24 protein-coding genes are annotated in these 24842 nt (G+C 61.7%); 10 read left to right on the forward strand and 14 right to left on the reverse strand.

Annotation, left to right across the window (positions count from 1 at the left end):
• Window positions 1–31 precede the first annotated feature (31 nt).
• From mrdA to V8689_RS25495, 5 genes are all read right to left on the reverse strand, one after another.
• On the reverse strand, window positions 32–1930 hold the full coding sequence (gene mrdA, locus V8689_RS25475; RefSeq protein WP_034126905.1) for a penicillin-binding protein 2: 1899 nt from the start codon (window positions 1928–1930) through the stop codon (window positions 32–34).
• A gap of 15 nt (window positions 1931–1945) precedes the next feature.
• Window positions 1946–2413 carry a 23S rRNA (pseudouridine(1915)-N(3))-methyltransferase RlmH gene (gene rlmH, locus V8689_RS25480; RefSeq protein ID WP_003176297.1) on the reverse strand — a complete coding sequence of 156 codons (468 nt, stop codon included), beginning with the start codon at window positions 2411–2413 and terminating at the stop codon, window positions 1946–1948.
• Window positions 2414–2422: 9 nt separating this feature from the next.
• Entirely contained in the window at window positions 2423–2917 is a 495-nt protein-coding gene (gene rsfS, locus V8689_RS25485; protein ID WP_003176298.1) for a ribosome silencing factor, read from the reverse strand.
• Between the two features lie 66 nt (window positions 2918–2983).
• Complete coding sequence (gene nadD, locus V8689_RS25490) at window positions 2984–3628, reverse strand: nicotinate-nucleotide adenylyltransferase (protein ID WP_003194480.1); 645 nt, start codon at window positions 3626–3628, stop codon at window positions 2984–2986.
• On the reverse strand, window positions 3628–4893 hold the full coding sequence (locus V8689_RS25495; RefSeq protein ID WP_056791932.1) for a glutamate-5-semialdehyde dehydrogenase: 1266 nt from the start codon (window positions 4891–4893) through the stop codon (window positions 3628–3630). The genes nadD and V8689_RS25495 overlap by 1 nt, the downstream gene beginning before the upstream one ends.
• A 175-nt stretch (window positions 4894–5068) precedes the next feature.
• On the opposite strand from V8689_RS25495, the gene V8689_RS25500 reads away from it, so the two are divergent.
• Window positions 5069–5752, forward strand: a complete 684-nt coding sequence (locus V8689_RS25500) for a DNA-3-methyladenine glycosylase (protein ID WP_056791930.1) — start codon at window positions 5069–5071, stop codon at window positions 5750–5752.
• Window positions 5753–5904: 152 nt separating this feature from the next.
• Window positions 5905–7221 carry a bifunctional DedA family/phosphatase PAP2 family protein gene (locus V8689_RS25505; protein ID WP_056791929.1) on the forward strand — a complete coding sequence of 439 codons (1317 nt, stop codon included), beginning with the start codon at window positions 5905–5907 and terminating at the stop codon, window positions 7219–7221.
• Here the strand turns inward: V8689_RS25505 and V8689_RS25510 are convergent.
• The 4 genes from V8689_RS25510 to V8689_RS25525 form a co-directional block, all read right to left on the reverse strand.
• On the reverse strand, window positions 7215–7430 hold the full coding sequence (locus tag V8689_RS25510) for a hypothetical protein (protein WP_019818751.1): 216 nt from the start codon (window positions 7428–7430) through the stop codon (window positions 7215–7217). The two genes, V8689_RS25505 and V8689_RS25510, sit on opposite strands and share 7 nt — an antisense overlap.
• A 100-nt stretch (window positions 7431–7530) precedes the next feature.
• Entirely contained in the window at window positions 7531–8121 is a 591-nt protein-coding gene (locus V8689_RS25515) for an LON peptidase substrate-binding domain-containing protein (RefSeq protein WP_434520644.1), read from the reverse strand.
• Window positions 8122–8143: 22 nt separating this feature from the next.
• Entirely contained in the window at window positions 8144–8860 is a 717-nt protein-coding gene (locus V8689_RS25520) for an LrgB family protein (protein ID WP_056791927.1), read from the reverse strand.
• The gene (locus V8689_RS25525) at window positions 8857–9210 is read right to left on the reverse strand and encodes a CidA/LrgA family protein (protein WP_003194494.1); all 354 of its coding nucleotides are present in this window, start codon (window positions 9208–9210) and stop codon (window positions 8857–8859) included. Before V8689_RS25525 ends, V8689_RS25520 begins: the two co-directional genes overlap by 4 nt.
• A gap of 182 nt (window positions 9211–9392) precedes the next feature.
• On the opposite strand from V8689_RS25525, the gene V8689_RS25530 reads away from it, so the two are divergent.
• The 3 genes from V8689_RS25530 (at window position 9393) to V8689_RS25540 (ending at window position 12434) form a co-directional block, all read left to right on the forward strand.
• A complete protein-coding gene (locus tag V8689_RS25530; RefSeq protein ID WP_003194496.1) occupies window positions 9393–9848 on the forward strand; it encodes a MaoC family dehydratase in 456 nt (151 codons plus the stop codon).
• A gap of 196 nt (window positions 9849–10044) precedes the next feature.
• On the forward strand, window positions 10045–11763 hold the full coding sequence (locus tag V8689_RS25535; protein ID WP_434520645.1) for a C13 family peptidase: 1719 nt from the start codon (window positions 10045–10047) through the stop codon (window positions 11761–11763).
• A 29-nt stretch (window positions 11764–11792) separates the two neighbouring features.
• Window positions 11793–12434 carry an oxidoreductase gene (locus tag V8689_RS25540; RefSeq protein ID WP_003194500.1) on the forward strand — a complete coding sequence of 214 codons (642 nt, stop codon included), beginning with the start codon at window positions 11793–11795 and terminating at the stop codon, window positions 12432–12434.
• A 142-nt stretch (window positions 12435–12576) separates the two neighbouring features.
• On the opposite strand, the gene V8689_RS25545 is transcribed toward V8689_RS25540, so the two are convergent.
• The 5 genes from V8689_RS25545 to V8689_RS25565 all read right to left on the reverse strand — a co-directional run bounded on the left by V8689_RS25545 (window position 12577) and on the right by V8689_RS25565 (window position 18194).
• The gene (locus V8689_RS25545; protein WP_047712257.1) at window positions 12577–12861 is read right to left on the reverse strand and encodes a YceK/YidQ family lipoprotein; all 285 of its coding nucleotides are present in this window, start codon (window positions 12859–12861) and stop codon (window positions 12577–12579) included.
• Window positions 12854–13483, reverse strand: coding sequence for a flavin prenyltransferase UbiX (gene ubiX / locus V8689_RS25550; RefSeq protein ID WP_056791923.1), 630 nt, complete (start codon window positions 13481–13483; stop codon window positions 12854–12856). Before ubiX ends, V8689_RS25545 begins: the two co-directional genes overlap by 8 nt.
• Window positions 13480–14829, reverse strand: a complete 1350-nt coding sequence (gene mpl / locus V8689_RS25555) for a UDP-N-acetylmuramate:L-alanyl-gamma-D-glutamyl-meso-diaminopimelate ligase (RefSeq protein WP_056791921.1) — start codon at window positions 14827–14829, stop codon at window positions 13480–13482. The genes ubiX and mpl overlap by 4 nt, the downstream gene beginning before the upstream one ends.
• Before the next feature lie 109 nt (window positions 14830–14938).
• Window positions 14939–15604 (reverse strand): hypothetical protein, encoded by a 666-nt coding sequence (locus tag V8689_RS25560; RefSeq protein WP_223816966.1) that lies wholly within the window; start codon window positions 15602–15604, stop codon window positions 14939–14941.
• A gap of 679 nt (window positions 15605–16283) precedes the next feature.
• Window positions 16284–18194: a sigma-54-dependent Fis family transcriptional regulator gene (locus V8689_RS25565; RefSeq protein WP_056791919.1), complete on the reverse strand. Its 1911-nt coding sequence runs from the start codon at window positions 18192–18194 to the stop codon at window positions 16284–16286.
• Between the two features lie 272 nt (window positions 18195–18466).
• On the opposite strand from V8689_RS25565, the gene exaC reads away from it, so the two are divergent.
• From exaC to V8689_RS25590, 5 genes are all read left to right on the forward strand, one after another.
• A complete protein-coding gene (gene exaC / locus V8689_RS25570) occupies window positions 18467–19987 on the forward strand; it encodes an acetaldehyde dehydrogenase ExaC (protein ID WP_005791797.1) in 1521 nt (506 codons plus the stop codon).
• 272 nt (window positions 19988–20259) lie between these two features.
• The gene (gene eat, locus V8689_RS25575; protein WP_003194515.1) at window positions 20260–21693 is read left to right on the forward strand and encodes an ethanolamine permease; all 1434 of its coding nucleotides are present in this window, start codon (window positions 20260–20262) and stop codon (window positions 21691–21693) included.
• 63 nt (window positions 21694–21756) lie between these two features.
• Window positions 21757–23151 carry an ethanolamine ammonia-lyase subunit EutB gene (locus V8689_RS25580; protein ID WP_056791917.1) on the forward strand — a complete coding sequence of 465 codons (1395 nt, stop codon included), beginning with the start codon at window positions 21757–21759 and terminating at the stop codon, window positions 23149–23151.
• Entirely contained in the window at window positions 23148–23984 is an 837-nt protein-coding gene (gene eutC / locus V8689_RS25585) for an ethanolamine ammonia-lyase subunit EutC (RefSeq protein ID WP_056791915.1), read from the forward strand. Before V8689_RS25580 ends, eutC begins: the two co-directional genes overlap by 4 nt.
• Before the next feature lie 89 nt (window positions 23985–24073).
• The gene (locus V8689_RS25590) at window positions 24074–24532 is read left to right on the forward strand and encodes a GNAT family N-acetyltransferase (protein ID WP_014720105.1); all 459 of its coding nucleotides are present in this window, start codon (window positions 24074–24076) and stop codon (window positions 24530–24532) included.
• Window positions 24533–24842 lie beyond the last annotated feature (310 nt).

Genomic DNA, 24842 nt, shown 5'->3' on the forward strand with positions numbered 1-24842 from the left:
CACATCTTCGCTGGAGAGGATGCGGTCAAAATTACTCTTCACGGGCCGTAACCTCGGGGCTTGAAGGGGGGCCGCCATACTCGGGCTTGAGCCGGCCATCGTCGGCCAGCAGCCAGGCGTCCATCACCTGGCGTACCACTGGCGCGGCGACGCCGGAGCCGGACTCGCCGTTCTCGACCATCACGGCCACCACAATTTTCGGGTCTTCGGCCGGGGCAAAACCGACAAACAAGGCGTGGTCGCGGTGGCGTTCCTGCACCTTGGAACGGTCATACTTTTCGCCCTGTTTGATCGCGACCACCTGGGCCGTACCACTCTTGCCGGCAATGCGGTACTGCGCGCCGATCGCCGCCTTGCGCGCGGTGCCGCGAGCGCCGTGCATGACCTGCTGCATGCCGTGGTTGACCTTGGCCCAGTCGGACGGGTCACGCAGCACGATGTCCGGAATCGGATTGTCGTCCACCGGCTTTTCGCCTTCGATGGTCCTGGCCAGGTGCGGTCGGTTCCACACGCCTTTGTTCGCCACCAGCGCCGTGGCCTGGGCCAGTTGCAACGGAGTGGCCTGCATATAGCCCTGGCCGATACCGAGGATCAGGGTTTCGCCGGGGAACCACGCCTGGCGGCGGGTCGCACGCTTCCACTCCCGCGACGGCATCAGGCCGGGGGATTCTTCGAACATGTCCAGAGAGACTTTCTGACCGAGGCCGAACTTGCCCATGTAGGCAGACAGCCGATCAATCCCCAGCTTGTGGGCCAGGTCGTAAAAATAGGTGTCGTTGGAGCGCATGATCGCGGTGTCCAGGTCGACATAGCCATCACCGGAGCGGTTCCAGTTACGGTATTTGTGGTCATAGTTGGGCAGCATGTAATAGCCAGGGTCGTACACCCGGCTTGAAGCCGTGACCACGCCAGCATCCAGGCCGGCAATCGCTACCGCCGGCTTGATGGTCGAGCCCGGTGGGTACAGGCCGCGCAACACACGGTTGAACAGTGGCCGGTCGATAGAATCACGCAGCTCGGCGTAGGCCTTGAAGCTGATGCCGGTCACAAACGGGTTGGGGTCGAAGCTGGGCTGGCTGACCATCGCCAGCACTTCGCCGGTTTTCGGGTCCAGCGCCACTACGGCACCCCGCCGACCGCCCAGGGCCATCTCGGCAGCTTCCTGCAACTTGATGTCCAGGCTCAGCACAATGTCCTTGCCCGGCACCGGGTCTGTGCGCTTGAGTACGCGCAATACGCGGCCACGCGCATTGGTCTCGACTTCCTCGTTACCCACCTGGCCATGCAACTCGGCTTCGTAGAAGCGCTCGATGCCGGTTTTGCCGATATGGTGGGTGCCGCTGTAGTTGATCGGGTCGAGGGTTTTCAGCTCTTTCTCGTTGATCCGTCCCATGTAGCCAACGGAGTGGGCAAAGTGCGGCCCTTGCGGATAATGCCGCACCAATTGCGCGACCACTTCCACACCCGGCAGGCGGAACTGGTTCACCGCAATGCGGGCGATCTGCTCTTCGGTCAACTCGAACAGAATCGGCACCGGCTCGAACGGCCGGCGCCCCTGCCGCATGCGTTTCTCGAAGACGGCCCGGTCTTCCGGCGTCAGTTGCAGCACCTCGACGATGACATCGAGCACCTGCTTCCAGTCGCCGGAACGCTCACGGGTCATGCTCAGGCTGAAGCTGGGCCGGTTATCGGCAACCACTACGCCATTGCGGTCGAAAATAAGCCCACGGGTCGGGGGAATCGGCTGCACATGCACCCGGTTGTTTTCCGACAGCGTGGAGTGATAGTCGTACTGGATCACCTGGAGGAAATACAGCCGCGCAATCAGCACGCACATCAGCACCACCACCAAGACAGCACCGAACACCACCCGCGCGCGTACCAGACGTGCGTCTTTCTCGTGGTCCTTGATGCGGATCGGTTGGGTCATCGGGGGCGGCGCAGACTATTTGTGGTAAGGGTGCCCGGACAGAACTGTCCAGGCGCGATACAGCTGTTCACCGATCAGAATCCTTACCAACGGGTGCGGCAACGTCAGCGCCGACAGCGACCAGCGCTGATCGGCCCGCGCACAGACTTCCGGCGCCAGCCCTTCGGGGCCGCCGACCATGAAATTGACCGTGCGCGAATCCAGGCGCCAGCGATCCAGTTCCACCGCCAGTTGCTCGGTGCTCCAGGGCTTGCCGTGCACTTCAAGGGTGACGATGCGCTCATTAGGGCCGACCTTGGCCAGCATGGCTTCGCCTTCCTGGCGGATAAAGCGCGCCACGTCGGCGTTCTTGCCCCGGGTATTGAGCGGTATTTCCACCAGCTCAAGCGACAGCTCAGCGGGCAGACGCTTGGCATACTCGTGCCAGCCTTCTTCCACCCACTTGGGCATGCGTGAACCGACAGCGATCAGACGCAGGCGCACAGCCGTTCCTTATTCCTGGTCTTTGTTGAGCTTGTCGAAGTGCGCGTGGCCCACTTCCGGGCTGTGGTGCTTGCCATCGGCAGCACGGCTCTGCTCGGCGCCTTTCCACAAACGTTCCAGGTCATAGAACTGGCGAGCGTTGGAGGTCATCATGTGAACGATCACATCGTCCATGTCCAGCAGCACCCAGTCGCTGTCGCCCTTGCCTTCTTCACCCAATGGCTTGACGCCCTGGGCTTTGACGGCTTCACGAACCTTGTCCAGCATCGCGCCGATCTGGCGGTTGGAGGTACCGGTGGCGATGATCATGAAGTCGGTGATGCTCTGCTTGTCACGCACGTCCAGCACCTGGATGTCCTGGGCTTTAACGTCTTCCAGGGCAGCCACGGCGACTTTCACCAGCTCTTCGCCAGCCAGTTCAGGGCCAACATGGGCTTCAACCGGCAGCGGTGCGCTTTTGAAGGTGCCTTTGCGCTTAACTTTGCTTACGTCTTTGTTCGTCATATAAAACTCGTTTTGCTCGTATGTTCGGGCGCTTGCTGCACGGTTCGTGCGTTCAAGCGCGCCTTTTCAGTTCGACGCACGGTAAAGCCCGTGCGCATCGATGTAGGCCAGGACCGCGTCAGGCACCAGGAAACGTACCGACTTCCCGCTGGCCAGCAGTTGACGGATCTGGGTGGCGGACACCGCAAGCGGGGTCTGCCAGACGAATGCAATATTCCCGTTCGGCCCGGTCAGGGCCAAGGGGTCACTTACCGACCGCGCGGCCAGCAGGTTGCGCAAGGCATCCGGCGGTTCGCTGTCGGCATCCGGGCGTTGCAAAACCAGGATGTGGCAATGCTGGAGGAGTTCCTCCCAGCGGTGCCAAGAGGGCAGGCCGCAAAATGCGTCCCAGCCCAAAAGCAGAAACAGTGGGTCATCTGCGGCCAATTCGGCGCGCATCAGCTCCAGGGTGTCGATAGTGTAGGACGGTTTATCGCGCTTGAGTTCGCGATCGTCCACCACCAGCGGCGATATACCTTCTACGGCAACACGCACCATTTCCAGGCGCTGCTCGGCGGCCACCTGCGGCGTGTCGCGATGGGGCGGCCGGAAATTGGGTAGCAGGCGCAGCTCATCCAGCGCAAGGGCATCCGCAACTTCCAGGGCACTGCGCAAATGGCCGATGTGCACGGGGTCGAAAGTACCGCCGAGCAGCCCGATGCGTTTAGTCATCAAGTGCGCACATGACCGTCGCCAAACACCACGTACTTCTCACTGGTCAGCCCTTCGAGGCCCACCGGGCCGCGTGCGTGGAGCTTGTCGGTGGAAATACCGATCTCCGCCCCCAGGCCGTACTCGAAGCCGTCGGCAAAACGCGTCGAGGCGTTGACCATCACCGAAGCGGAATCCACTTCGTTGAGGAAACGCCGGGCATCGCTGAAATGCTCGGAAACGATGGCGTCAGTGTGCTTGGAGCCATAGGTATTGATGTGTTCGATGGCCTGGTCCAGGTCGTCGACGATGCGGATCGACAGGATCGGGGCCGTGTACTCGGTGTACCAGTCCTGCTCGGTCGCCTCGATGACGTCCGCGCCCAGCAACGCACGGGTGCGCTCGCAACCACGCAGTTCTACCGACTTGTCGCGGTAGATGGCGGCCAGCGGCGGCAGCACGCGCTCGGCAATGCCGACGTGCACCAGCAGGGTTTCCATGGTGTTGCACGGCGCGTAGCGGTGAGTCTTGGCGTTGTCGGCAATGCGGATCGCCTTGTCGAGGTCGGCGGCAATGTCGATGAACACATGGCAGACGCCGTCCAGGTGCTTGATAACTGGCACCTTGGCATCGCGGCTGACGCGCTCGATCAGGCTCTTGCCACCTCGCGGCACGATCACGTCGACGAACTCAGGCATGGTGATCAAGGCGCCCACGGCGGCGCGGTCGGTGGTTTCCACCACTTGCACCACTTCGGCCGGTAACTCGGCCACGGCCAGGCCCTGCTGGATGCAGGCGGCGATGGCGCGGTTGGAATTGATCGCCTCGGAGCCGCCACGCAGGATGGTGGCGTTGCCCGACTTCAGGCACAGGCTAGCCGCGTCGATGGTCACGTTCGGACGCGACTCATAGATGATGCCGATCACGCCCAGGGGCACGCGCATCTTGCCCACCTGAATGCCGGACGGCAGGTAACGCATGTCGCGAATTTCACCGATGGGGTCAGGCAGCTTGGCTACCTGACGCAAGCCTTCGATCATGTCGTCGATACGCGCCGGGGTCAGCGCCAGGCGGTCCAGCAGGGCTGGCTCCAGGCCATTGGCGCGCCCCTTGGCCAGGTCCAGTTCGTTGGCGGCGGTCAGCTCGGAGCGCGAAGCATCCAGAGCATCGGCAGCCGCCAGCAGCGCACGGTTCTTCTGCGCAGTACTCGCACGGGCGATCAACCGCGAGGCCTGCCGGGCAGCGCGACCCAGGCGGGTCATGTAGTCAAGAACGGACTCAGTCATGGTCAGGGAGTCTTGGCAAAGAGGAAAGCGGCAGATTATAGCTGTGACGCCGCCCGACTGACAGCGGTGAGGGGCGGATGGTCGAAATGAACTGTAAAAACCCCAGGTTCAGGCGTAATTAAGGTGAGAGTTGTTATGATTCGGTCACATTTAGCCGTATCAACCTTTGACCGCCATGCCCGACTTTTCGCCCCAGCTCCCCGCCAGCCCCCTGCCCGATAGCTTCTTCGACCGCGACGCGCAACTGCTTGCGCGCGAATTACTCGGAAAAGTCATTCGCCATCGAGTGGGCGATCTCTGGCTTTCGGCGCGAATTATTGAAACCGAAGCCTATTACGTGGCCGAAAAAGGCAGCCACGCCTCACTCGGCTACACAGAAAAGCGTAAGGCTTTGTTTCTGGATGGTGGCCATATCTACATGTATTACGCCCGTGGCGGTGATTCCCTGAACTTCAGCGCCCACGGCCCGGGCAATGCCGTGCTGATCAAATCGGCTTATCCCTGGGTCGATGACATTTCCGGCGCGGCGAGCCTGGCACAGATGCTGTTGAACAACCCCAACCCCGATGGCAGCCCACGCCCCTCGCAAAAACTGTGTGCGGGCCAGACGCTGCTGTGCAAGGCCCTGGGCCTGAAAGTGCCGATGTGGGACGCCAAGCGCTTCGATCAGGAACTGCTGTATGTCGAAGACGTGGGCCAGGTGCCCACGCAGATTATCCAGACCACGCGCCTGGGTATCCCCAGCGGGCGCGATGAGCACTTGATGTACCGCTTTGTCGATGCTGGCTATGCGCCTTATTGCACGCGGAACCCGCTGCGTCGGGGGCAGGTCGAAGGCCGGGATTATTTTTTGATTTAACCCGCGACACATCCCATGTGGGAGCTGGCTTGCCTGCGATAGCGGTGGGTTAGGCAACTTCAATGCTGGCCATGCCGCCGCCATCGCAGGCAAGCCAGCTCCCACAATTGAATCTTCAGTGTTTTTGAATATGTATGCATGGAGTGGATTGTATGGGCCAATGGCTCGATAGCATCACCGGCTGGTTGACCCTCAACCCACAATGGCTGGCAGCGGCGGTGTTTATCGTCGCGTGCGTGGAGTGCCTGGCGATTGCCGGGCTGATCGTGCCAGGCACGGTGTTGCTGTTTGCAATCGCTGCGCTGGCTGGCAGCGGCGCGCTGTCGTTGAGTGAAACCCTGCTGCTGGGCTTCCTTGGCGGCTTGCTGGGCGACGGCGTTTCCTATTACCTGGGCCGCCATTTCCATCAGAACATCCGACGCCTTCCCGGCCTGCGCCAGCACCCTGAATGGATGAACGGCGCAGAAACCTACTTCCACAAGTACGGGATCGCCAGCCTGTTGGTCGGACGTTTCATTGGCCCATTACGTCCCATGCTGCCCATGGTCGCGGGTATGTGCGACATGCCCTTCCCGCGCTTTGCCGCCGTGAGCATCATTGCCGCCGCGGGCTGGACCGTGGCCTATCTGCTGCCAGGCTGGGCCGCCGGCGCCGCGTTCCGCCTGCCGTTGCCGGAAGGTTTCTGGCCGGAAGCGGCGATTATCGCGGCGTGCCTCGCGGTGCTGCTGGGGCTGAGTGTGAACAGCAGTTGGCGTGGGCATCGGCGCGCCACCTTGTGGATCGGTTGCGCCAGCCTGGTGTTGTTGATCGCGCTGTTTATCGGCTACCCCCACCTCAATGACTTCGACCAGGGCCTGAGCGCCCTGGTGCAAGAGCATCGCAGCCCATGGCTGGACGAAGTGATGGTGCGGGTCACCCAACTGGGCGAGTTCAAGAAGATGTTTTTCGCCAGCGCTGTGTTCACTGGCCTGTTACTGCTGGCGCGGCAATGGCGCCATGCCGTGTTTGTCGGCGCCACCCTCGCTGGCGCGGCAGTGATCAACACCGGCACCAAGCTGTTTTTCGCCCGTGGTCGCCCGGAAATCCTCACCGACCCGCTGACCAGCTTCAGCATGCCCAGCGGCCATGCCTCCGGTGCCTTTGCCTTTTTCCTGGCGCTCGCGGTATTGGCCGGTCGCGGCCAACCCACGCGACTGCGCCTGACCTGGATGTTGCTGGGCTGCATTCCCGCGGCGTTCATTGCCTTGTCGCGGGTGTACCTGGGCGCCCATTGGCCTACGGACATCCTGGCCGGCACGTTGCTGGCGATGACCGTGTGTGCGTTCAGCCTGACGGCAATCGAGTACCGCAGCCCATTGCCGGCCATGTCGCAAAAAGCCTGGTGGCTGGTGCTGCCCGCCGTGGTGGCTGTACTCAGTTTTATCGCCTTTACCGGCACGCCCCACGCCCTGCTCAGGTACGCCTACTGACCCTTGGCCGGGCCGATCCAGTCCACAGAGGCGCTGCGCCGTTCAACGCAACGTTCGCGGCGCTCCAGCAGCATCTCATCGGCCACTTCGGCGGCGCGCTCGGCGATGTACTCCGCGCCTCGCGTGGCTTGCTGCTGGAGTAATTGCGTGGTCACGCTGACAAAATAAGCGTCCCACGCGACTTGTTCCGAGGGTGTCAGCCGAATCATGGTTATCTCCGATCATTGTTGTGTGATCGGAAAATAGTGCAGGCGACACCGTGGAGACGACCGAGCAAAGTCTGAAAGCTCTGTCAGGCAAATCCGAACCTCAGGTGAACAGTTCGCCCTGCAGTTCATCGAGCAACATCTGAATCGCATCCAGCCGTTGCTGTGGGTCGTCCAGCTGCAGCAAGTCGATCTTGTCGGCCTCGGTAAACGGCAGCAGATAGGCCAACCGGTTACCCAGGGCTTGCTGGCCTTCGACGTCACCGCCCATGTCCAGCGAAGCCACCATCGGGTGCTCGGCCAGGGCCTCAAGCAACGCCAGCAAGTCGGCGTCTTCTTCGCCCAGTGGCGGGTCCGGCAACTCTTGCAGCCATTGCACGTCGGCCACCAGCAATTGGTCTTTCTGTACGTCGGTCTCATGCACGCGGAAACGACGCTCCCCTTCGACGCGAATGCCCAGCAGGCCGTTGTCCTGCTGTTTGAAGTCACGAATCAGGGCTTCACAACCAACAAGCGCATAACCGTCAGGGGCCATGCCCACCTCTGAGCCATCCAGGATGCACACCACACCAAAGCCTTCGCCCTTTTTCATGCAACGGCCGATCATGTCCAGGTAGCGCGCCTCGAATATCTGCAAGTCGAGGGTGCAGCCCGGGAACAGCACAGTGTTGAGGGGGAATAGCGCCAGACTCATAACGGTTTCCTTAAAACCTGGTTTAAACAATGACCGACACCGCCAACGGCAGGAACACCGCCGTGGCCACGCCCATCAAACTCATTGCCAGCGCCGCGAAGGCGCCGCACTCTTCGCTTTCCTGCAGGGCCACCGAAGTGCCGACGGCGTGGGCGGTCATGCCCAAAGCCATGCCGCGCGCTTCGGGGCTGCGTACACCCAGGCGCGTCAAGAGCGCCGGGCCGATCATCGCGCCGACCACCCCAGTGATCAACACAAACACCGCTGCCAAGGCCGCCACGCCGCCGATCTGCTCGGCCACCAGCATGGCAATCGGCGAGGTCACTGATTTGGGCGCCATGGTCATCAGCACTCTGTGTTCAGCACCAAACCACCACCCCAACGCCACACAAAGGCCGGTGGCCAACACCCCGCCTACCACCAGCGTAGTAAAAATCGGCCAGAACAATTGGCGAATCCGTCGCAGGTTCAGATAAAGCGGCACCGCCAGGGCCACGGTCGCAGGCCCCAGCAGGATGCCCATGATCTCAGTGCTCTGGCGGTATTCGGCGTAGCTCAGGCCGCAGGTGAGCAGCACGCCAATCACCAGCAACATCGACACCAGCACCGGCTGCAGGAAGATCCAGCGGGTTTTCTCGAACCCCGCCAGCACCAGTTGATAGGCGCCCAGGGTGATACCGATACCGAACAGCGGGTGATGAATGACCGCCGTCCAGGCGCCGTGCCAGTCGAGCATCATTGGTCCTTCTCCTTGCGCTTGACCATCTGCTGCATCAGCACACCGACAAAGCCCATGGCGATCACCAGCGACAACACCAACGCCCCGACGATGGCCCAGAAATCCGCCACGATGTCCTTGGCGTACACCATCACCCCCACGGCCGGCGGCACCAGCAGCAGCGGCAGGTAACGCAACAGGCTACCGGCCGCCAGGCTCAGGGGCTCGCCGACTTCACCGCGCCAGACCAGAAAGCCCAGCATCAGCAACAAGCCGATGATCGGCCCCGGCAACACCGGCACCAGCAAATGATTGATCGCGGTGCCGATCAGTTGAAACAGCACCAGCCAGGTCAGGCCACGTAACAGCATCCCGCTCTCTCCCCCTCAACGCTCGCGCGCATTATAAGCATGCCCGCCCTATGCTCCGGCATTCGCCAAAAGCATGTTGGGTTGACCGGGCCGATTGCCCATGATGATCTACATTGGTTCTCTGTTACCGATAAAAACGCCCGTCACCGATGGGCAAAAATGATGAACCAAGGAGAGACGCAATGCCCTATGTACCCGTAGCGCAGCTCAAAGATTACGTCGGCAAGGAACTGGGACGTTCCGAATGGCTCACCATCGACCAGGCGCGTATCAACCTGTTCGCAGAAGCCACCGGCGATCATCAGTTCATCCACGTCGACCCGGTCAAGGCGGCGCAAACCCCGTTCGGCAGCACCATCGCCCACGGGTTCCTGTCGCTGTCGCTGATGCCCAAGCTGATGGAAGACATCCTGATCATGCCCGAAGGCTTGAAGATGGCCGTCAACTACGGCCTGGACAGCGTGCGCTTTATCCAGCCGGTGAAAGTGAATTCCAAGGTGCGCCTGAACGTCACCCTCACTGACGTCACCGAGAAGAAGCCGGGCCAATGGCTGTTCAAGGCCACCGCCACCCTGGAAATCGAAGGCCAGGAGAAGCCGGCTTACATCGCCGAGTCGCTGTCACTGTGCTTCGTGTAATCACCACCCCCCCACTGTAGGAGCGAGCTTGCTCGCGAAGGTCGTCCACGATAACGCGTGCTGGCTGAATAAATGCGGCGCCTGCGAGTTTTTCGCGGGCAAGCCCGCTCCTACAGGTGGTAGATGCTGCGCATAGACCACTAGGTTCGGCACCCCGGCTACGGCATACTCGGCGCTCAATTATCCGGATCCCGCTATGCGCCCACTCGCTCCCCTTGCCCTTGCCCTGTTGCTCACCGCTTGCGGAGACGGCGAATCGCTGTTGCCGCCCGATGCGCGCCTGCCCGATGGCGGCCGCTACCGTGGCGATGTGGTCAACGGTTTGCTGCAAGGCCAAGGCCGTGTGGACTACCCCAATGGCAGCTGGTACGCCGGCCAGTTCGACAAAGGCCAGTGGCACGGCCAGGGCGAATGGCATGGCAGCAATGGCGAAGTCTATAAAGGCGAATTCAAGCAGGGCCTGTTTGATGGCCAGGGCAGCCTGACCACTTCGGGCAGCAGCTACGTGGGCGGCTTCAAGAACGGTCGACGCAACGGCGAAGGCACCCTCAAAGAGGGGCAAATGACCTATCGCGGCGAATTCCAGGACGACCAGTACTCGGGCCTCGGCCGCCTGGAGTTGGCCGACGGCAGCCAGTACCAGGGCCAGTTCGCCCACGGCAAGCCCAATGGCGAAGGCCAGCGCAATGACGACAGCGGCAACCAGTTCAGCGGCCGCTTTGTCGATGGCCAACTGGAAGGCAATGGCACTTTCAACAGCGCCGAAGGCGATATCTATGTCGGCCAGTTCAAGCAGAACCAGCTCAACGGCAAAGGCCGCTACGAGAACGCCGACGGCGATGTATGGATCGGCCAGTTCAAGGAAGGCGCGCTGACCGGCAAAGGCGAACTGATCGGAGTTGATGGCATCCACTATGTCGGCCAGTTCAGTGACTGGCGCTTTACCGGCGAAGGGCGACTGAACCTCACCGATGGCAGTTTCTATATCGGTGGCTTCGACAGCGACAACTATCAAGGCCGTGGCACCCTGGTGCTCAGCGACGGCACCGTGCAGTCGGGCACCTGGGTCAATGGCCTGCGCGTACGCGACGCCGAGGGCAAGCTACTGCCCGACCCTCTGGAGACCGGCATACTGGCCCAAGGCCGCTTGCTCGATGACGCCCTGGCGACCGTGCCCGCGTCCACCCCGGCGGTGGAGCTGTACACCCTGGTGCTGGCCGGTGACGGCAAACAAAGCGTGTTCCTGCGTGAAGCCGATTACGTCAGCAACCTGCTCGCCACCCGCTTTGGCGCGCGCGGGCAGGTGCGCCTGGTCAACCATCGCGACCATATCGCCGACCGCCCCCTGGCCACCCGCGAAAGCCTGCGCCGCTCCGTGCAAACCCTGGCCGAACGGACCGGGCCGGAAGACCTGGTGTTCATTTACATGACCAGCCATGGCACCCATGAGCATGAGCTGGTGCTCGACCAACCGCGCATGGAGCTGGCCGACCTGCCCGCCGATGAGCTGGCCGCCGTGCTCGCGCCGCTGAAAAACCGCGACAAGGTCATCGTGATCTCTGCGTGTTACTCCGGCGGCTTCATACCGGCGCTCAAAGATGAGCGCACCCTGATCATGACCGCCTCCCGTGCAGACCGCGTGTCGTTCGGCTGCTCGGAAGAAGCAGACTTCACCTACTTCGGTGATGCCCTTTTCGCACAAGCTTTCAACCAAACGGATGATTTGCAACACGCCTTCAAACTGGCACAACTGCACGTGGCCGAACGCGAACAGGCGGACAATTTCGAAGCCTCCGAACCGCAGATCTGGGCGCCTAAAGGCGTGATCGCCCATTGGCAATTATTACGTAAACAGCAGGCACGAAAGGCGCTCGAAAGCGTCTCAATGAATAGCAAGGAAGCCAAAGGCAACTAAGCTGTAACGTGTAACAAGGGGGAAACACCATGTACCTGACACCGCAGCATATCTTGCTGGCCGGGGCTTCCGGCCTCACGGGCGAACACCTGCTCGACCGCCTGCTCAACGAACCCACCGTGACCCGCGTGCTGGCACCCAGCCGCAAACCATTGGCTGAACATCCACGCCTGGAAAACCCGGTGGGCGAGCCGGCGGTGTTCCTGCCGCAACTGAGCGGCCGCGTGGATATCGCCTTCTGCTGCCTGGGCACCACGATCAAAAAAGCCGGCTCGGAAGCGGCGTTCCGTGCGGTCGACCTGGACATGGTAGTGGCCTTCGCCAAGCGCGCACGGGAACTGGGCGCGCGGCACCTGATCGTGATCAGTGCGATTGGCGCCGACCCGAAATCCTCGGTGTTCTACAACCGGGTCAAGGGGGAAATGGAACTGGCGCTCCGAGCGCAAGACTGGCCGCAGTTGACCATCGTACGTCCGTCGCTGCTGCTGGGCGAACGACTGGAACCGCGCCTGGCCGAGCAGTTGGCCGGGCCTTTGTCACGGCTTATTCCGGGCAAGTACCACGGTATTGAAGTCTGCGAACTGGCCCGCGCCATGTGGCGCCTGGCGTTGGAAGAACAGGATGGCGTGCGGGTGGTGGAGTCGGACGAGTTGCGCAAGCTCGGCAAGTAATGATGCAGTGCTGGTACTGATCGTTCCCACGCGGAGCGTGGGAACGCCTGTTATGACGCTCTGCGTCATGCTTGGGACGCGGAGCGTCCCCGACTGCATTCCCACGCGGAGCGTGGGAACGATTCACCGATCCACACCGTATCTACAGCCCGCCCGTGGCGTTGAAGCCAACCCCCAGCACCGTCAACACCGACAGTGGCAACAACAAGGTATCGAGCAACGCACTGGCCGGTAGGTCGAGCTGTGGATAGCTCGGCGCCTCGGCGCCAAAGCGGTCCTTGGCGCAGCAGCCGCCATTGATCGCGTACAGGTCCAGCCGCGTGCCGGCATACACCACCGGCGCACCCGGTTGCGCCGCATCCAGCGTGCGCGCCGTGGCGCAGCCGGTAAGTTGCAGCGCCATCAACAGCAGCAGTGCTTTATTCATCGCCGCCCAGATGGTGCTCACCCCAACGCGGCAGCATGTCCTGGGGAATGTTCAACAGGTTGAGAATGCGCGCCACCACAAAATCCACCAGGTCATCGATGGTCTGCGGCTGGTGATAAAAGCCGGGCGACGCCGGCAAAATGGTCACGCCCATATTCGACAACTTGAGCATGTGCTCCAGGTGAATGCTCGAATATGGCGCTTCGCGCGGCACCAGGATCAATTGGCGGCGCTCCTTCAAGGTCACGTCCGCCGCCCGTTCGATCAGGTTGTTGCAAGCGCCGGTGGCAATCGCCGACAAGGTACCGGTGGAGCATGGCACCACCACCATGGCCGCCGGCGCACCGGAGCCCGAAGCCACCGGCGACATCCAGTCTTCTTTGCCGTAGACCTTGATCTGCCCCGCCGCCGCACCGGTGTACTCGGTGAGGAACGCCTGCATCATCTGCACTTTGGAAGGCAGCGCGACATCGGTCTCGGTCGCCAGCACCAACTGCGCCGCCTTGGAGATCAGAAAATGCACTTCACGGTCTTCACGCACCAGGCAATCGAGCAGGCGCAGGCCGTAGGGTGCACCAGATGCACCGGTCATCGCCAGGGTAACGCGCTCCGGCCCGCTCATTTCAGCGCCTCGGCCAGCTTGCCGTGCAGGCCGCCGAAGCCGCCGTTGCTCATGACCACCACGTGGGTGCCGGGCTGGGCCAAGGACTTCACCTGCTCAATGATGCCTTCCAGCGAATCGCAAACTGTTGAAGGTATGGTGCACAGCGCAGCAATGCCCGGCAAATCCCAGCCGAGGTTGGCTGGCGCATACCACACCACCTGGTCGGCATCGTTGACGCTTTCGGGCAGGCCATCACGGTGCGCGCCGAGCTTCATGGAGTTGGAACGCGGTTCGACGATCGCGATGATCTGCGCGTCGCCCACGCGCTTGCGCAGGCCATCCAGGGTGGTGGCAATTGCGGTTGGGTGGTGGGCAAAGTCGTCGTAAATGGTAATCCCATTCACGTCGGCGACTTTCTCCATGCGCCGCTTCACACTCTTGAACGCGCTCAAGGCGGCGATGCCCATGGCCGGCACCACGCCAACATGCCGGGCGGCGGCCAGGCTCACCAAGGCGTTGGCCACGTTGTGTTGGCCGGTCATGCCCCAGTCGACGACGCCTTGGGCCTGGCCTTCGAACAGCACTTCAAACCGCGAGCCGTCGTCGCTGAGCAACCTGGCCTGCCACTGCCCGCCCGCGCCGGTGGTTTGCACCGGGGTCCAGCAGCCCATGTCGATCACACGCTGCAACGCAGGCTCGGTGGTGGGATGAATGACCAGGCCTTCGCTGGGAATGGTGCGCACCAAGTGGTGGAACTGCCGCTCAATCGCCGGCAGATCGGGGAAGATATCCGCGTGATCGAACTCAAGGTTATTCAGGATCGCCGTGCGCGGGCGGTAGTGGACGAACTTGGAGCGCTTGTCGAAAAAGGCGCTGTCGTACTCATCGGCCTCGATCACAAAAAACGGTGTCTCACCCAGGCGCGCCGACACCGAGAAGTTCTGCGGCACACCGCCAATCAGGAAGCCCGGGCTCATGCCCGCATGCTCCAGCACCCAGGCGAGCATGCTGCTGGTGGTGGTCTTGCCGTGAGTGCCCGCCACTGCCAGGACCCAACGGCCTTGCAGCACATGGTCGGCCAGCCACTGGGGGCCGGAGACGTAAGGCAAGCCTTTGTTCAGTACGTATTCCACCGCCGGGTTGCCGCGCGACATGGCGTTGCCGATGACGACCAGGTCCGGCACCGGGTCGAATTGCGAAGGGTCGTAGCCTTGCGTCAGCTCAATCCCTTGCGCCTGCAGCTGCGTGCTCATGGGTGGATAAACATTGGCATCGGAGCCTGTTACGTGATGGCCCAGCTCTTTGGCCAGAACCGCCATCGAACCCATGAACGTACCGCAGATACCCAGAATATGAATGTGCATAGTCGACCTCGTAAACATCGAGGCAGGTTAGCGTAGGGTGGGAAAGTTCGCACGCATTAGCTGAGGGCGAAACGCCCGTCGGTAGGATCCGGCGGGCAAAAGGGATGACTTAAACCGTGGTGCCCGCGTTGTTAAGCTCAGCGCCTTTCAAGGTCATGATTCGGTCAGCGGTTTTTTTCAAGGCATGGTACCGACGCTCGATCACGCCTAAGCGGCCACCGGTACCAGGGGACGTTTGTGACTCGATGTGAGGTTTGAAAATCAGCTCGTTGTCCTCGGCAATTTGTTTCATATGGGTTTCTGAAACGTCCAGTAACTGCTCAAGGTTACTCATGCGTGCCCCGCGCTCCTTGGGCCAGGCGTCGTCCATGACAAGCCGGTCTCCGGTGTTTCCCGCCAGCGTGATGATGAGATTGGCAAACTCCAGCAGCACCTTTTCTACGCGATCCAGATGGCGTGTGGCCCCAGGCGCAGGCTCATCGGGTGTGGATGGCGTAACGACTGGCGGCGCTGGCTTCTGACCGGCCTGCACACCGCCAGGCAAATGCGGTGGCGGAGGCGGCACCGGCGACGGTACGTATTGGCCCTTGATCGCTTCCCCCGCAGCCACGGACCCGGCATAGGCGCCCACATTGATCGGCGCGCTGACCATGCCATTGATGCCTGCGTTGATGAACGCGTCCTTGACCATCTTGCCGGTAGAGGGCGATGTAGAAATAACGCCCGCCTTGACCAGCCTGTCGGCATCCAACAGCCGCTGGGTGACATCGGCCACACTGACCTTGGGCGATTCCGCCGGTTTTACAGGGGGGGTGCCACCGAGAGGGGGCGTCTGAGGCCCCTTGGTCAGCGCGTCCTTGAGCCTACTGGCCGTCGACTGGCCTGAACTGCCCGCGGTCACGCTGGTGCCAGAGGCGTCGTGGGTTGTCGTCGGTTTTTTCCCTCCCGTCGCGGTTTGGGGCCGGGTAGGCGTGGGACTGACCGGGGCAGGCGGTACCCTGGGCGACGGCGGGGGAGACACGGGCGGTGTGGGCCTGGACCCTCCCCCGAACCGCCGCCCGAAGATTCCACGCTTGATGCGCACCTTCGGCGTTTGATCAGCCTCCGGCTCAGACAACTGCGTGCCAGGCTCAGGCTCAAGGGGGTGCATCGGTTCGCCCCAGCCCGCCATTAAGGGTTGCGGTGCAGGCGCGGGCGTAACATCAAGTTGAACAGGGAGTTGTGGCACAGGAGTCGTTATTGGACTTGTAATATTCATGTGTTGTCACCCTAGAAGTTTCAAACAACGGTGTTTAAGGGCAAGCGATGCTCTGCCCTTATTCCATCAGTGCTTAAAACAACGCGCCACGTTCCGGGACGACGTGGGTGTGTAGAGCGATAAAAAACCTTAAATCACGTGGGACAAAAAACGAATAGTCCGCAATAACTGAGTTATTCCGACAACTGTCGCGCCCCTAATGCATAACCTCCCGTGAAATCCCATGTTTGCGTAACTTGCGGTACAGCGTATTGCGACTGACGCCCAATTGTTCAGCCACATGGCTCATATGCCAGCGCTGCTGCGCCAACGCATCGAGTAATGCCTGGCGCTCGGCGCTCTCCAGCGGCGAGGCGCACGGCGCATCCACCCTCTCCCCTTGGGGCCGCGCCTGTCGAATCAGCGCCGGCAAGTCCTCAAGCCCGACTCGCCCGCCCTCACAAAGCGCCACTACTGTGCGCAACACCGTACGCAACTGCCGCAGGTTGCCGGGCCATTGGAATGCCAACAAGGCTTGGCGCGCAGGCTCGTCGAGCATCACCTGTTCGGTGCCCGCCTCCTGGGCCAGGAGGAAGTCCAACAGTTGCGACTTGTCAGTGCGTTCGCGCAACGGCGGCAGCGCCACTTCCAAGCCGTTCAGGCGGTAATACAGGTCTTCGCGAAAGCTGCCATCGGCCACACGCTCCAGCAAGTTACGGTGCGTGGCGCTGATGATGCGCACGTTCACGGCTTGGGGTTCGCCACCGATAGGCACCACCAGGCGGTCTTCCAGCACCCTTAACAGGCGGGTTTGCAGCGCCAGGGGCATGTCGCCGATTTCATCGAGAAACAGCGTGCCGCCATCGGCCTGTTGCAGCTTGCCGCGCATACCTTCTTTAAGGGCGCCGGTAAAACTGCCGGCGCGATAACCAAACAATTCGCTCTCGATCAGGTTTTCTGGAATCGCCGCACAGTTCAGCGCGACAAAGGCCTTGTCGCCCCGCTGGCTAGTCTGGTGCACGGCCTTGGCGAAGGCTTCTTTACCGCAGCCGGTTTCGCCGTTGATCAGTAAGGGCACGTCGCGCTCGAACACTCGCGAGGCCTTGCGCAGCTCATTTTGCAACGCCGGGTCGCCCAGGCAGATACCCAAAGGCCGTGGCGCCTGCGGCTTGATGGTAGGGGCCGGCACACTGCGCGGCTGGCCTCGCAGCGCTGCAAACAGAGGCCGACCCTCGCGGGTGCGCAGCGGCCAACTGGCCGTGGCGTTCGCGCTGGCCCGCCCCAGCAACTGGTCCAGGGAACAGTCGAAAAACGCTTCCACCGGCTGGCCCACCAAACCGCCGCGCAACTGCCCCAACAGGTTCAGGGCGCTCTGGTTGACCGCACAAATGCGCCCTTCACCATCGAACGCCAGCAAGCCTTCGCTGAACAGCCCGACGGACTCCGCCTGTAGGTGAAAACGCAATAACCAGTGGTGTTCGAAGTGACGCAGGAAGTAGCAACTTTCAATCATCTTGGCCGACAGGTTCACCAGCGCCATGGTGTGGAACTGGCTCTGGCGCGACACGGCTTCGCGGGCCGAGGACACATCCAGCACCGCCAGCAATTCACCGTGGGGGTCGAACACCGGGCTCGCCGAACAGGTCAGCCCGGTATGGCGGCCGCGAAAGTGTTCGTCACGGTGGATCGTCAACGACTGCCGTTCCACCAGGCAGGTGCCGATACCGTTGGTGCCTTCGCAGGCTTCGCTCCAGTCAGCGCCCAGCCATAAGCCAGCGCGCTCGAAGATCTTGCGCTCCGACGGCGCGGTGACACAGTTGAGGATCACCCCGCGCGCATCGGTGAGCAGCACCGCGTGACCAGCGCCGGAGAGTTGCTGGTGCAGGCTGTTCATTTCGCTGCCGGCGATGTGCAGCACTTGGCGCAGGCGTTCGCGACTTTCCAGCAGGCGCCCGTGTTCGAGCACAGTGGGCGCGATGGTCAGCGCCGGGTCGAGGTGGTAGTCCTCCACGCAGCGCAGCCAGGAGCGGGCGATGGACGGGTCGCTGCCAGGCCCCTGGGAAAGCTCTTGGCCACGGGTGACGGTCAAGACTTGCTGGGCATGGCGACTGAAATGATCGTTATGCATGTTCTTATTATTCTCCCTGCGTGAGAACGCCCAGCATCCCCCAGCCATCCGGCCATTGCAATCCCGGCCCGACCCATCGGTCACAGGCTGTACCGTTTGTGGCACACACTGTCACCTTGGCTGTATCACCCCTGTCACGGCAACGCCTTGCAACAAAGCCCAACCCCTTGATTTTGCTGGCCCCCACAGCAGTGGCCCAACCTTTGCTCTACGCTTTATAACGCGCTTGCCGCGCTGTACTCCAATAAACATAAAAGCAGGAGATGCCCACCATGCGTTATGCACACCCCGGTACTGAAGGCGCCATCGTTTCGTTCAAGGCCAAGTACGGCAACTACATCGGCGGCGAGTTCGTGGCGCCCGTCGATGGCAACTATTTCTCCAACACCTCGCCGGTCAACGGCAAGCCGATTGCCGACTTCCCGCGCTCCACCGCCAAAGACATCGACAAGGCGTTGGACGCCGCCCACGCAGCCGCCGATGCCTGGGGCAAAACCTCGGCCCAGGATCGCTCGCTGGTGCTGCTGAAAATCGCCGACCGCATCGAGCAAAACCTCGAACTGCTGGCCATCACCGAAACCTGGGACAACGGCAAGGCCGTGCGCGAAACCCTCAACGCCGACATCCCCCTGGCCGCCGACCACTTCCGCTACTTCGCTGGCTGCATCCGCGCCCAGGAAGGCAGCAGCGCCGAAATCAACGAACTCACCGCCGCCTACCACTTCCACGAGCCGCTGGGCGTGGTCGGCCAGATCATCCCGTGGAACTTCCCGCTGCTGATGGCCGCGTGGAAACTCGCACCAGCCCTGGCCGCCGGCAACTGCGTGGTGCTCAAACCCGCCGAGCAAACGCCGCTGGGCATCAGCGTGCTGATGGAACTGATTGGCGACCTGCTGCCGCCAGGCGTGCTGAACGTGGTGCACGGTTTTGGCAAAGAAGCCGGCGAAGCCCTCGCCACCAGCAAGCGCATTGCCAAGATCGCCTTTACCGGCTCAACGCCTGTGGGCTCGCACATCATGCATGCGGCGGCCGAGAACATCATTCCGTCCACGGTTGAGCTGGGCGGCAAGTCGCCGAACATCTTCTTCGCCGACATCATGAAAGCGGAACCTGCATTTATCGAAAAAGCCGCCGAAGGCCTGGTGCTGGCGTTCTTCAACCAGGGCGAAGTGTGCACCTGCCCTTCCCGTGCGCTGGTGGAAGAGTCGATCTACGACGACTTCATGAAAGTGGTGATGAAAAAGGTCGAGTCGATCAAGCGTGGCGACCCGCTGGACACCGACACCATGGTCGGCGCCCAGGCGTCCGAGCAGCAGTTCGACAAGATCCTGTCCTACCTGGAAATCGCCAAAGGCGAAGGCGCGCAACTGCTAACCGGCGGCAAGGTCGAGAAGCTCACGGGCGACCTGGCCACCGGCTATTACATCCAGCCGACCCTGCTCAAGGGCACCAATGACATGCGCGTGTTCCAGGAAGAAATCTTCGGGCCGGTGGTGAGCATCACCACCTTCAAGGACGAAGCCGAAGCCCTGGCGATTGCCAATGACACCGAGTTCGGCCTGGGCGCAGGCCTGTGGACCCGCGACATCAACCGCGCCTACCGCATGGGCCGGGCGATCAAGGCCGGCCGTGTATGGACCAACTGCTACCACCTGTACCCGGCGCATGCCGCGTTTGGCGGTTACAAGAAGTCTGGCGTGGGCCGTGAAACCCACAAGATGATGTTGGATCACTACCAGCAGACCAAGAACTTGCTGGTGAGCTACGACATTAATCCGCTGGGTTTTTTCTAACCCCACACAAGCAACAACCGTCACTGTAGGAGCGAGCTTGCTCGCGAAGAACGTTAACGATAACGCGAGCAGCCTGACTCCCCGAGGCGCTCGCAAGTTTTTCGCGAGCAAGCTCGCTCCTACATTACCGGCGTGTATCAGCCAAATAAGGGGTAGCAGACAGGCCGCTATCTCAGGCAAGCCAGCTCCCACATTTGATATCACACGCAATTGCTACCTCGTTCGGCACACAGATGCCGAGTCAAAAACAATAAGAATGGAAGGTACTTCCCATGCCTAGCGAACCCACTGGTTCTTCTGTCGACTTTGAAAAAGTCGGCACCGATTACTTTCAACAACGCGAACTGAAAAAAGGCGCCGCCGGCTGGGTATTACTGGTTGGCCTGGGCGTCGCCTATGTTATTTCCGGAGACTACGCCGGCTGGAACTTCGGCCTGGCCCAGGGCGGTTGGGGCGGTATGTTCCTCGCTACTTTGCTGATGGCCACCATGTACCTGTGCATGTGCTTTTCCCTGGCCGAATTGTCTTCCATGATCCCCACTGCTGGCGGTGGCTACGGTTTTGCCCGCAGCGCCTTTGGCCCCTGGGGCGGGTTCCTCACCGGCACTGCCATCCTTATCGAATACGCCATCGCGCCCGCCGCCATCGCGGTGTTTATCGGCGCCTATTGCGAGTCGCTGTTCGGCATTGGCGGCTGGATGATCTACCTGGCGTTCTACATCATCTTTATCGGCATCCACATTTTTGGTGTGGGTGAAGCCTTGAAGTTGATGTTCGTGATCACCGCCGTCGCCGCGATTGCCTTGGGCGTGTTCCTGGTGTCGATGGTGCCGCACTTCAACGTCGCTAATCTGCTGGATATACCCGTGACCGAGGCCAAGGGCGCCAGCAGCTTCCTGCCGTTCGGCTACGTCGGCGTGTGGGCCGCGATCCCTTATGCCATCTGGTTTTTCCTGGCGGTGGAAGGCGTGCCGCTGGCCGCTGAAGAAACCAAGAACCCCAAGCGCGACCTGCCGCGCGGGCTGATTGGCGCGATTGTGGTGCTGACCAGTTTTGCCCTGTTGATCCTGGTGATTGCGCCGGGCGGTGCGGGGACTTACGCGCTGATCAAATCCGGCAACCCGCTGGTTGAAGCGCTGGCGTTGTCCTATGGCGGTTCCACCTGGATGGGCAGCTTCGTCAACCTGGTCGGCCTGGCGGGTTTGATCGCGAGCTTTTTCTCGATTATCTACGCCTATTCGCGGCAGATCTTTGCCTTGTCCCGTGCCGGTTACCTGCCGCGCAAATTGTCCGAGACCAACAAGAGCAAGGCGCCGGTTTTGGCCCTGGTGATCCCGGGGATCATCGGGTTTGGCCTGTCGCTGACCGGCCAGGGTGACTTGTTGATTCTGGTGGCGGTGTTTGGCGCCACGATTTCCTACGTATTGATGATGGCCGCCCACATCACCCTGCGCATCCGTCGCCCTAAAATGGAGCGGCCATACCGCACGCCGGGTGGCATCTTCACCTCAGGCGTGGCACTGGTGCTGGCTTGCGTGGCCGTGGTGGCGGGCTTTCTGGTGGACCCGCGCGTGGTGATTGGCGCGGCGATCATCTATGGAGTATTAATTGCTTACTTTGCTTTCTACAGCCGGCATCACTTGGTAGCAGGCACGCCGGAAGAGGAATTCGCGGCGATCCAGGCCGCAGAGGCCGCCCTGCACTAACTGCCGAAAACCTCGACGCGGCGCCTTGCACACAGCAGGCCCGCGTCATCAAGGAGACACTGTATGGCAAGCTTTTCCCACGCGGTGGGTGCTCAAACCTACCGCTTCGACAGCCTCAAGGACGTGATGGCCAAGGCCAGCCCCTCACGCTCCGGGGACTTCCTCGCCGGTGTCGCCGCGCAGAATGACGGCGAACGTGTGGCGGCGCAGATGGCGCTGGCAAATATCCCGCTCAAGCACTTCCTGCAGGAAGCATTGATTCCTTATGAAAGCGATGAAGTCACCCGGCTGATCATCGACACCCACGATAAGCAGGCGTTTGCCGCGGTCAGCCACCTCACCGTCGGCGGCCTGCGCGACTGGCTGCTCAGCGACGCGGCCGATGAACATACCCTACGCGCCTTGGCGCCAGGGCTGACACCGGAAATGGCCGCGGCCGTGTCCAAGATCATGCGCGTGCAAGATCTCATATTGGTCGCACAGAAGATCCGCGTGGTCACCCAGTTTCGCGGCACCTTGGGCCTGCGCGGGCGCTTGTCCACGCGCTTGCAGCCCAACCACCCTACCGATGAACCGGCCGGCATCGCCGCGAGCATCCTCGACGGCCTGCTGTACGGCAACGGCGATGCCATGATTGGCATCAACCCGGCCACCGACAGCATCGCCTCGATCTGCGCCATGCTGGAGATGCTCGACGCGATCATCCAACGCTATGAAATCCCCACCCAGGCCTGCGTGCTGACCCACGTCACCACCTCCATCGAAGCGATCAACCGTGGCGTACCGCTGGACCTGGTGTTTCAGTCGATTGCCGGTACCGAAGCGGCCAATGCCAGTTTCGGGATCAACCTGAACGTGCTGCAAGAAGGTTATGACGCGGGCTTGAGCCTCAAGCGCGGCACCCTGGGCCAGAACCTGATGTACTTCGAAACCGGCCAGGGCAGCGCCTTGTCGGCCAATGCGCACTTTGGCGTCGACCAGCAAACTTGTGAAACCCGTGCCTACGCTGTGGCGCGGCACTTCAAGCCGTTTCTGGTGAACACCGTGGTCGGCTTTATCGGCCCGGAGTACCTGTACAACGGCAAGCAGATTATCCGCGCGGGCCTTGAAGACCACTTCTGCGGCAAGCTGCTCGGCGTGCCCATGGGGTGCGACATCTGCTACACCAACCACGCCGAAGCTGACCAGGACGACATGGACACCCTGCTGACCCTGCTCGGCGTGGCCGGCATCAACTTCATCATGGGCATCCCCGGCTCCGACGACATCATGCTCAACTACCAGACCACCTCGTTTCACGACGCCCTGTACGCCCGGCAAACATTGGGTTTAAAACCGGCACCGGAGTTCGAGCAGTGGCTGGCGAAAATGGGCATCTTCACGCAGGCTGATGGCAAGGTGCACTTTGGCAACAGCCTGCCACCGGCCTTCCGCCACGCCTTGGCGCAATTGGGATGAAGGAGCCGACTGTGCAACCAGAATTGCCTGACAACCCGTGGCTGGAACTGCGCCGCCTCACCCCGGCGCGTATTGCCTTGGGCCGCACCGGTACCAGCATTCCCACCAGCGCCCAACTGGACTTCCAGTTTGCCCACGCCCAGGCGCGGGACGCGGTGCACCTGCCCTTCGATCACACCGGCCTCAGCCGCCAATTGGCCGAACGTGGCCGAGACAGCCTGTTGGTGCACAGCGCCGCCACAGACCGACATATGTACTTGCAACGCCCGGACCTGGGGCGACGCCTGAGTGATGAGTCGGCGCAAACCCTGCGCGACTACGCTTCGGCCCAGCCTGGTGGTGTGGATTTGGCCATCGTGGTGGCCGATGGCCTGTCGGCACTGGCGGTGCATAAACACACGGCGCCGTTTCTGGCACGCCTGGAAGAACAGACCCACGCCGAAGGCTGGTCCTTGTCACCGGTGATTCTGGTGGAGCAAGGCCGCGTGGCGGTGGCCGATGAGATCGGCCAACTGCTCGGTGCCAAGATGGTGGTGATCCTCATCGGCGAACGCCCAGGGCTCAGCTCGCCGGACAGCCTGGGCCTGTATTTCACCTACAACCCCAAGGTCGGCCTCACCGATGCCTATCGCAACTGCATCTCCAATGTGCGGCTGGAGGGCTTGAGTTATGGCATGGCGGCCCATCGCCTGCTGTACTTGATGCGCGAAGCGTGTCGCCGGCAGTTGTCGGGGGTCAATCTCAAGGATGAGGCGCAGGTTCAGACCCTCGAATCCGACGACCCGGACCTGATGAAGGGCAATTTCCTGCTCAGCCCGGCGGATGACCGATAGCGGCACGATTGCGCTTTTTGGCGTCATTAGGCAGCATCGAGTCACGGCCGCTCGTGTGGTCATACCCCATTTGGAAGTTGAGGCCTGGCATGCGGATTACTCAAGCGACCCTGGAACACCTGGACCTGTTGACCCCGTTGTTCGTCAAATACCGCGAGTTCTACGGGGCCCTGCCGTTCCCGGATTCGTCACGGGCCTTTCTGGAAAAGCGCCTGCGGCGCAAGGAGTCGGTGATCTACCTGGCCCTGGCCGACGATGATGACAAGCGGCTGCTGGGGTTTTGCCAGCTGTACCCGAGTTTTTCTTCGCTGTCGCTCAAGCGGGTGTGGATCCTCAACGACATCTATGTGGCCGAGGATGCGCGTCGGCAACTGGTGGCCGACAACCTGATGCGCACAGCCAAGAAAATGGCCAAGGACACCCACGCGGTGCGGTTGCGGGTATCGACCAGCAGCGATAACGACGTGGCGCAGAAGACCTATGAGTCGATTGGGTTTCGCGAAGACACCGAATTCAAAAACTACGTGTTGCCGATCAACGAAGACTGAAAACCGGTAAGCCAGACACCGCAATATCCTTGTGGGAGCTGGCTTGCCTGCGAAGACGGCCTGACAGTCAACACAGTTGGATTGTGTACATATCCATTCCTGCGGTAACGGCCACCTAGGGTTCCGCCCTGACGGCGGCTCACTTTCGAAAAGCGCGAAAGTAAGCAAAGCGCTCTTGCCCCACCACTCGGCACCTCGCCCAGGCTCGGTGTGCCCGTAATCCGCCAGTGATTTGGGGGGCCGCCGCCACGCGCCATCCATGGCGCGGGGCGGCTAAACCGGCATCCCTGCCGGTTTACCCCCCAAATCC

This window comes from Pseudomonas sp. AK181 (assembly GCF_051122975.1).
Classification (GTDB): domain Bacteria; phylum Pseudomonadota; class Gammaproteobacteria; order Pseudomonadales; family Pseudomonadaceae; genus Aquipseudomonas; species Aquipseudomonas lactis.

What these genes read in the sequence shown, in the direction of transcription:
- mrdA (WP_034126905.1), bottom strand. Translation starts at nt 1,930, where the DNA reads ATGACCCAACCGATCCGCATCAAGGACCACGAGAAAGACGCACGTCTG.
- V8689_RS25510 (WP_019818751.1), bottom strand. Translation starts at nt 7,430, where the DNA reads ATGATTCGGCTGACACCCTCGGAACAAGTCGCGTGGGACGCTTATTTT.
- V8689_RS25515 (WP_434520644.1), bottom strand. Translation starts at nt 8,121, where the DNA reads ATGAGTCTGGCGCTATTCCCCCTCAACACTGTGCTGTTCCCGGGCTGC.
- V8689_RS25495 (WP_056791932.1), bottom strand. Translation starts at nt 4,893, where the DNA reads ATGACTGAGTCCGTTCTTGACTACATGACCCGCCTGGGTCGCGCTGCC.
- V8689_RS25580 (WP_056791917.1), top strand. Translation starts at nt 21,757, where the DNA reads ATGGCAAGCTTTTCCCACGCGGTGGGTGCTCAAACCTACCGCTTCGAC.
- mpl (WP_056791921.1), bottom strand. Translation starts at nt 14,829, where the DNA reads ATGCACATTCATATTCTGGGTATCTGCGGTACGTTCATGGGTTCGATG.
- eat (WP_003194515.1), top strand. Translation starts at nt 20,260, where the DNA reads ATGCCTAGCGAACCCACTGGTTCTTCTGTCGACTTTGAAAAAGTCGGC.
- V8689_RS25590 (WP_014720105.1), top strand. Translation starts at nt 24,074, where the DNA reads ATGCGGATTACTCAAGCGACCCTGGAACACCTGGACCTGTTGACCCCG.
- rsfS (WP_003176298.1), bottom strand. Translation starts at nt 2,917, where the DNA reads ATGACGAACAAAGACGTAAGCAAAGTTAAGCGCAAAGGCACCTTCAAA.
- nadD (WP_003194480.1), bottom strand. Translation starts at nt 3,628, where the DNA reads ATGACTAAACGCATCGGGCTGCTCGGCGGTACTTTCGACCCCGTGCAC.
- exaC (WP_005791797.1), top strand. Translation starts at nt 18,467, where the DNA reads ATGCGTTATGCACACCCCGGTACTGAAGGCGCCATCGTTTCGTTCAAG.
- V8689_RS25540 (WP_003194500.1), top strand. Translation starts at nt 11,793, where the DNA reads ATGTACCTGACACCGCAGCATATCTTGCTGGCCGGGGCTTCCGGCCTC.
- V8689_RS25500 (WP_056791930.1), top strand. Translation starts at nt 5,069, where the DNA reads ATGCCCGACTTTTCGCCCCAGCTCCCCGCCAGCCCCCTGCCCGATAGC.
- V8689_RS25530 (WP_003194496.1), top strand. Translation starts at nt 9,393, where the DNA reads ATGCCCTATGTACCCGTAGCGCAGCTCAAAGATTACGTCGGCAAGGAA.
- V8689_RS25520 (WP_056791927.1), bottom strand. Translation starts at nt 8,860, where the DNA reads ATGATGCTCGACTGGCACGGCGCCTGGACGGCGGTCATTCATCACCCG.
- V8689_RS25565 (WP_056791919.1), bottom strand. Translation starts at nt 18,194, where the DNA reads ATGCATAACGATCATTTCAGTCGCCATGCCCAGCAAGTCTTGACCGTC.
- V8689_RS25545 (WP_047712257.1), bottom strand. Translation starts at nt 12,861, where the DNA reads ATGAATAAAGCACTGCTGCTGTTGATGGCGCTGCAACTTACCGGCTGC.
- ubiX (WP_056791923.1), bottom strand. Translation starts at nt 13,483, where the DNA reads ATGAGCGGGCCGGAGCGCGTTACCCTGGCGATGACCGGTGCATCTGGT.
- V8689_RS25525 (WP_003194494.1), bottom strand. Translation starts at nt 9,210, where the DNA reads ATGCTGTTACGTGGCCTGACCTGGCTGGTGCTGTTTCAACTGATCGGC.
- V8689_RS25505 (WP_056791929.1), top strand. Translation starts at nt 5,905, where the DNA reads ATGGGCCAATGGCTCGATAGCATCACCGGCTGGTTGACCCTCAACCCA.
- V8689_RS25535 (WP_434520645.1), top strand. Translation starts at nt 10,045, where the DNA reads ATGCGCCCACTCGCTCCCCTTGCCCTTGCCCTGTTGCTCACCGCTTGC.
- eutC (WP_056791915.1), top strand. Translation starts at nt 23,148, where the DNA reads ATGAAGGAGCCGACTGTGCAACCAGAATTGCCTGACAACCCGTGGCTG.